6 protein-coding genes are annotated in these 6,434 nt (G+C 69.7%); 5 read left to right on the top strand and 1 reads right to left on the bottom strand.

Translation table 11 applies throughout. From position 1 onward, the window contains the following. Nucleotides 1–252: 252 nt before the first annotated feature. Entirely contained in the window at nucleotides 253–1,050 is a 798-nt protein-coding gene (locus PSV00_RS06225; RefSeq protein WP_300445650.1) for a uracil-DNA glycosylase, read from the top strand. A gap of 140 nt (nucleotides 1,051–1,190) precedes the next feature. After that, nucleotides 1,191–2,852, top strand: a complete 1,662-nt coding sequence (locus PSV00_RS06220; protein ID WP_300445649.1) for a lytic transglycosylase domain-containing protein — start codon at nucleotides 1,191–1,193, stop codon at nucleotides 2,850–2,852. 218 nt (nucleotides 2,853–3,070) lie between these two features. Here the strand turns inward: PSV00_RS06220 and PSV00_RS06215 are convergent, their stop codons facing one another. Beyond that, nucleotides 3,071–3,724, bottom strand: a complete 654-nt coding sequence (locus PSV00_RS06215; RefSeq protein WP_300445648.1) for a glutathione S-transferase — start codon at nucleotides 3,722–3,724, stop codon at nucleotides 3,071–3,073. Between the two features lie 116 nt (nucleotides 3,725–3,840). Between PSV00_RS06215 and purB the strand changes: the two genes are divergently transcribed. Genes purB through PSV00_RS06200 form a run of 3 tightly spaced genes read left to right on the top strand, consistent with a single transcriptional unit; the run spans nucleotide 3,841 to nucleotide 6,417 of the window. Further along, nucleotides 3,841–5,142, top strand: coding sequence for an adenylosuccinate lyase (gene purB, locus PSV00_RS06210; RefSeq protein WP_300445647.1), 1,302 nt, complete (start codon nucleotides 3,841–3,843; stop codon nucleotides 5,140–5,142). Next, nucleotides 5,142–5,882 (top strand): 2OG-Fe(II) oxygenase family protein, encoded by a 741-nt coding sequence (locus PSV00_RS06205; protein WP_300445646.1) that lies wholly within the window; start codon nucleotides 5,142–5,144, stop codon nucleotides 5,880–5,882. Before purB ends, PSV00_RS06205 begins: the two co-directional genes overlap by 1 nt. Then, nucleotides 5,860–6,417 (top strand): DNA-deoxyinosine glycosylase, encoded by a 558-nt coding sequence (locus tag PSV00_RS06200; RefSeq protein WP_300445645.1) that lies wholly within the window; start codon nucleotides 5,860–5,862, stop codon nucleotides 6,415–6,417. Before PSV00_RS06205 ends, PSV00_RS06200 begins: the two co-directional genes overlap by 23 nt. Nucleotides 6,418–6,434 lie beyond the last annotated feature (17 nt).

Below are 6,434 nucleotides of genomic sequence, written 5' to 3'. Positions count from 1 at the left end.
GGCGGATGGCGGCGGACAGGCCGGCGGGGCCGCCGCCGACGATGACGACGTCATACTCCATGACCTCGCGCTCGACGCCGGTCAGGGCCTCCAGCGGGGGCAGGTTGTCGATGATGGCTTCCTGCGCCGTGTTGACGGCACCGCCCTCGATCGCTTGCTCGGCCATTACGCTCTGTTCCCGGTCATTTCTGTAATCCCCGTCTTATCGGAACGTGACGCGGGGGCGGTCAAGGCTTATCCCTGTCGGAACCGATGACCCCTGCACCCCGAGACACCGCCGCGACCGAAAGCCTGCTCGCCTTCTGGCGCGATGCGGGGGTCGACGCCTGTTTCGAGGAGGCCGCGGTCGACCGGACCCATGTGCAGCCTCCGCCGGCCCTGAAGGCGGTGGTCCGGGCCACCGCCGCGGTCGTGGCCCGGCCGCATACGAACGAGGCGCGAACCGAGGCCCGCCACCTGGCCGCCGCCGCTGAATCCATGGAGGCCCTGGCCACGGCCATCGCCGGGTTCGAGGGCTGCCCGCTGAGCGGAACCGGCGCGACACAGTCGGTCTTCGCCCGCGGCGACCCTGCCGCCCCGGTCCTGATCATCGGCGAGGGCCCCGGCACCGAGGAGGATGCCCAGGGCGCGCCCTTCGTCGGCCAGGCAGGCCGGCTGCTGGACCGGATGCTGGCGGCGGCCGGTCTGACCGACCGGGTCTTCATCACCAACACCGTCTACTGGAAGCCGCCCGGCAACCGCAGTCCGACCCCGCAGGAACAGGCGGTCTGCGCGCCGTTCGTCGATCGGGTCTGCGACCTGATGCGGCCGAAGGTGGTCCTGCTGGTCGGGGCGGCGGCGGCGCGGTCGGTGCTGGGCAGCGACGAGGGCATCATGCGGCTGCGCGGGCAATGGAAGGACTGGCACCTGCCCGAGGGCGGTTTTTCCGTCCCGGTCATGCCGACCCTGCATCCGGCCTTTCTGCTGCGCCAGCCCCAGGCCAAGCGGCAGGTCTGGGCCGATCTGCTGGCCCTGACGGCCCGGCTGGACGGCTCTTCGTCCGCCGCCTGACTCAATATCGCCCCAAAAAGCGGACACGGTTGATCCCGATGCAGGGTCTGGCACCGTTGTTGCCTGATCACCGAACACGGGTGTGTCACGGGTCCGTTTCGGGACGCACCGCGCCACGCCAGCCAGGGGGGCCGCCAGACATGTATCGTTTCTGCCGTGCACTCCTTGCGCCCGCGCTGGTTTTCGCCCTTTCCGCCGCGGCCACGACCTCGAATGCGGCGGCGGATGAACCCCGCAACACCCCCAGCACGCTGAGTTCGGCGGACCGCCTGAGCTACACCACCGCTTTCGACGCCCTGCGTCGCGGTGATCTGGACCTGGCCCGCGCCTCGGCGCGTCAGGCCCAGGACCATGTGCTGGTGGGACAGGTCGAGTTCGAGCGGCTGTTTCACCGCGACTATGTCGCCACCTATGAAGACCTGTGCGCCTGGCTGGAGGAGTTTTCCGACCTGCCGGACGCGCCCCGCGCCTATGACCTGGCCCTGCGACGCCGCCCGGACGGCGCGCCCGAGCCGAAACGCCCGCGGAGCGTCAGCGAGCGCAGCTGGGACAGTATCGTCACGGCCGACGGCGGCCGGGCGTCCGGCGACCCGATGAAGGCCGCCCGGATCGCCTACAATGCCAACGACCTGCCCGGGGCGATCACGATCGGGGAGCAGATCGGCGACTGGTGGATCGTCGGCCTGGCAACCTATCGCCAGGCCGAGTTCGGCCGGGCCCTGCGGGCCTTCGAGCGCGTCGCCAATGACCCGACCGAGGACGCCTGGGTGCGGGCCGGAGCCGCCGTCTGGAGCGCCAAATCGGCCGCTCAGGCTGGTCAGCAGGACCGGGTGCAGCATTTCCTGAGAATGGGCAGCCGCTGGCCGGCGACCTTCTACGGCCAGATCGCCCTGCGGCAGCTGGGCGAGGAGCCGGTGATCGAGAACCTTGGGCCCCGCCCCTATGAGGGGACGCTGCAGGCCGCGATCAGCCGCAATGACGAGCCGATCGGGGTCGAGGTCGACGAATTGGACGCCTTCATCCAGTCGGACGAACGGGCCCGCCGCACCGTGGCCTATTTCGAGATCGGCCGCAGCACCGACGCCCAGAATGAACTGCGTGGCGGCCTGCACAGCGCCGTCAGTGACGCGGCCCGTCGCCTGTGGATCGGGCTGGCCCGGGCCCTGGGTCCGCGCGTCACCGGGTCGAATGACGAGGCCGAACGGATCGACGCCCGCCGCTATCCGATGCCGGTGCTGGAACCGGAGGGCGGCTTCACCATCGAGCGGGCGCTGGTCTATGCGATCGCGCGCAAGGAGACCGGCTTCAATGCCGAAGCCCGCTCAGGGGCCGGGGCCTACGGCATGATGCAGGTGATGCCGACCACCGCCGCCGAACTGGCCGGCGACCGGGGTTTCGTCACCGAGCCGCAACGCCTGTTCCAGCCGGCGGTGAACCTGAAGCTGGGTCAGGCCTATATCAACCGGATGCTGCAGATGTCGGCCCTGCAGGGCGACCTGCTGCGCGCGGCCGCCTCGTACAACGCGGGCCCGGGACCGATGCTGGGGGCGATCCGCAAACTGGGCCAGGACGCCGATCCGCTGTTGCTGATCGAGACGATCGATGTGCCGCAGGCGCGGGACTATGTCGAAAAGGTCGTCGCCGCCTACTGGATCTACCAGCGGATGCTGGGCGCACCGTTGAACACCCTCGACGCGGTCGCCTCGGGCGCGACCCGGGTGCCGATCAGCCTGGACTATGTCGCGCCGCCGCCGGCACCGGTCGAGATCGCCCAGGCCCCGTCGCTCGATGGCGGGCGCTGAGGTCGACGGACCACCGGCCTCAGAACAGACTGGTGAGCAGCAGGGCCGGCAGGCAGCAGGCGACCATCATCAGCAGGCCATAGACCAGCAGGCCGGGGCGCGCGGTCGGGGCCGGGGCTGGTGTGGTCGGGACAGTCATGCCGGTCTCCTGCGCCGACGGGGTCCGGCGCAGGCATCAAACTAACGTCGTTCGGTTAAATCTCGGTTCCCGCGCGCGGTTAATCCGGCTTAAGCGCATCAGCCGCCCAGGTCGCGAGGTCGGGCTGCGCCAGCAGGGCCTCGACATAGGCCCGGGCGAGGCCGTCGCTGTCACCGTGGGCCGCCAGGTCGATCTGATAGTGGCGGATACGGGTGGCCACCGGGGTGAAGAAGGCGTCGGGCACCGACCAGTCACCGAACAGAAACGGCCCGGCCGCGCCGAACCGGGTCCGCATGCCGGACCACAGATCGACGAGGCGACGCAGGTCGCGGGCCACGGCCTCGCCGGTGGGGGCCGGGGCGCGATCAGGACCGACCATCGTATGGTCCGGCCCCATGCCGCAGTCGGTGCGCAGGGCCATGAAGCCACCGTGCATCTCGCAGGCCGCCGAACGGGCCAGCCAGCGGGCGTGGGCATCGGCGGGCCACAGATTCGCTTCGGGGTAGCGTTCGGCGCACCAGACCGAAATGGCCATGGAATCCCAGATCGTCTCGCCCTCGACCTTCAGCAGGGGCACCAGACGCGACGGCGAGACCTGTTCCAGCTCGGCCTGGCCTGCAGGGGAATAGATGTCGATCTCGCGCACGGTGAAGTCAGCCTTGCAGCGCTTCAGCACCAGCCAGGGGCGCAGGGACCAGGTCGAATACAGCCTGGGGCCGATGATCAGTTCCATGACACGCTCTCTCCTGCCGGACACGGCCCTGTCCTGACCCGGGCCCGGTTGCGATGCAAGCCGCCGACCGGCCCATGCCTTGACTCGCGCGGGGCTTGGACCGACACGACCGCCCCATGATCATTCGTTATTCCCGCCCCGACGCCGTCGCCATCTGGTCGCAAGAGACCAAATACCGGATCTGGTTCGAGATCGAGGCCCATGCCGCCACGCGGATGGCCGAACTGGGCACCATCCCGACCAGTGCCGCCGAGGCCATCTGGGCCAAGGGCAAGGACGTGGTGTTCGACGCCGACCGCATCGACGAGATCGAACGCACCACCAAACATGACGTCATCGCCTTCCTGACCCATGTGTCCGAGATCGTCGGCGAGGAAGCCCGTTTCCTGCACCAGGGCATGACCTCATCGGATGTGCTGGACACCTGTTTCTCGGTGCAGCTGGCCCGGGCCTCGGACCTGCTGGTCGAGGGCGTCGACCGGGTGCTGGCGGCGCTGGAAAAACGCGCCAAGGAACACAAATTCACGCCGTGCGTCGGACGCAGCCACGGCATCCACGCCGAGCCGGTGACCTTCGGCCTGAAGCTGGCCGGCTATCATGCCGAGTTCCAGCGGGCCAGGCGTCGCCTGCTGACCGCCAGGGAGGAGATCGCCACCTGCGCCATTTCGGGTGCCGTCGGCACCTTCGCCAATGTCGACCCGGCGGTTGAGGCCTATGTCGCCGAGAAGATGGGGCTGTCCGTCGAGCCGGTCTCGACCCAGGTGATTCCGCGCGACCGCCACGCCGCCTTCTTCGCCACCCTGGGCGTGGTCGCCTCGTCGGTCGAACGGCTGGCGATCGAAATCCGCCACCTGCAGCGCACCGAGGTGCTGGAGGCCGAGGAATTCTTCGACAAGGGCCAGAAGGGCTCGTCGGCCATGCCGCACAAGCGCAACCCGATCCTGACCGAGAACCTGACCGGCCTGGCCCGTCTGGTGCGTTCGGCCGTCGTGCCGGCGATGGAGAATGTCGCCCTGTGGCATGAGCGGGATATCAGCCACTCGTCGGTCGAGCGCGGCATCGGCCCCGACGCCACCATCCATCTGGACTTCGCCCTGCATCGTCTGGCGGGGGTGGTCGAACGGTTGAACGTCTATCCGGCCAATATGGAGAAGAACCTGAACCTGCTGGGCGGGCTGGTGCATTCGCAGCGGGTCATGCTGGCCCTGACCCAGGCCGGCGTGTCGCGCGAGGACGCCTATGCGGCGGTGCAGGAGAACGCGATGAAGGTCTGGCGCGGCGAGGGCCGGTTCCTGGACTTCCTCAAGGCGGACGCGCGCGTCACCCTGCCCGAGGCCCAGCTCGAGGCCCTGTTCGACATCGGCTATCACACCAAACACGTCGATACGGTGTTCGCCCGGGTGTTCGGGGCCGACTGATGGCCGGGCTGGCGCTGCGACTCAATCCGGCGATCGATGTCGAGGCCGCCGCGCGCGCCTATGCCCGCGACGGCTTCGTCCAGATCGCCGATGTGTTCGAGCCCGAGGTGGCGGAAGCCCTGGCCACCCTGCTGGAAACCGGCCTCGACTGGGACCTGGCCTTCGAGGGCGAGGACGGTCGCCCCGCCGTCCTGACCCGGGCCCAGATCGCCGCCGCCGGCGAGCCGATGCTGCGCGAGCGACTGAAGGCCATGCTGGCACGGGCGGGCGGTGCCTATGGCTTCATGTATCTGAGCTATCCGCTGATCAGCGCCTATCTGGCCGGGCGCGACCCCGGCCATGCGATCCACGGCCTGACCGAATGGCTGAACCAGGAGTTCGTCCGCTTCGGGGCCACGGTGACCGGCCAGCCCGCCGTGGTGAAGGCCGACGGCCAGGTGACCCGCTACCGGCCCGGCGACTTCATCGGCCTGCACAATGACGTCGGCAGCGAGGTCAGCGACCGGCTGACCGCCTATACGCTGGGTCTGACGCGTGAGTGGCGGCCCGACTGGGGCGGCCAGCTGCTGTTCCATGATGAGGCCGGCGACGTAACGCGCGGCCATGCCCCGCGCTGGAACGCCTTGACCCTGTTCCGGGTACCGCAGCTGCATTCGGTCGCGCCGGTCGCCGCCTATGCCCGCGGGACGCGGCTGTCGGTCGTCGGCTGGCTGAGAAATGCCGGTCCCGCCGCCCGATGAGCCGGCGGGGCGACGGACCGGATTCGCCCCGGTCGTCGACGCCCGCACCCGGCTGCTGATTCTCGGCAGCCTGCCGGGCGACGCCTCCCTCGCCGCCGCCCAGTACTATGCCCATCCCCGCAACGGCTTCTGGCGGCTGACCGGCGGGCTGATCGGCCGCGACCTGGTCGACCTGGCCTATCCACAGCGGCTGGAAGCCCTGAAGGCCGCCGGGATCGGCCTGTGGGACGTGATCACCACCGCGCACCGCGCCGGCAGTCTGGACGCGGCAATCCGCGACCCGGAATTCGCCGACCTGTCCGGCCTGATCGCCACCCTGCCGACCCTGCGGGCCGTGGCCTTCAACGGGGCGACGGCGGCACGAAGCGGGCGGCGGACCCTGGCCGGAGCCGCCGACGGCCTGACGCTGATCGACCTGCCGTCATCCAGCCCGGCCCACGCCCGGCCCCTGGCGGAGAAGGCCCTGGCCTGGGCCCGGCTGGGCCCGTTCATCACCGGCCGGGTCGAAGGGGAGCGTCAGGATGTCGCGCCCTGAGTCAGGTCACGGCTGCA

This window comes from Brevundimonas sp. (assembly GCF_029945885.1).
Classification (GTDB): domain Bacteria; phylum Pseudomonadota; class Alphaproteobacteria; order Caulobacterales; family Caulobacteraceae; genus Brevundimonas.
The sequence above is the reverse complement of the archived record's forward strand: the minus strand, read 5'-3'. Positions and strand labels throughout refer to the sequence as shown.

Coding starts and splice junctions, on each gene's coding strand:
- PSV00_RS06225 (WP_300445650.1), top strand. CDS start 253: ATGACCCCTGCACCCCGAGACACCGCCGCGACCGAAAGCCTGCTCGCC.
- PSV00_RS06220 (WP_300445649.1), top strand. CDS start 1,191: ATGTATCGTTTCTGCCGTGCACTCCTTGCGCCCGCGCTGGTTTTCGCC.
- PSV00_RS06215 (WP_300445648.1), bottom strand. CDS start 3,724: ATGGAACTGATCATCGGCCCCAGGCTGTATTCGACCTGGTCCCTGCGC.
- purB (WP_300445647.1), top strand. CDS start 3,841: ATGATCATTCGTTATTCCCGCCCCGACGCCGTCGCCATCTGGTCGCAA.
- PSV00_RS06205 (WP_300445646.1), top strand. CDS start 5,142: ATGGCCGGGCTGGCGCTGCGACTCAATCCGGCGATCGATGTCGAGGCC.
- PSV00_RS06200 (WP_300445645.1), top strand. CDS start 5,860: ATGCCGGTCCCGCCGCCCGATGAGCCGGCGGGGCGACGGACCGGATTC.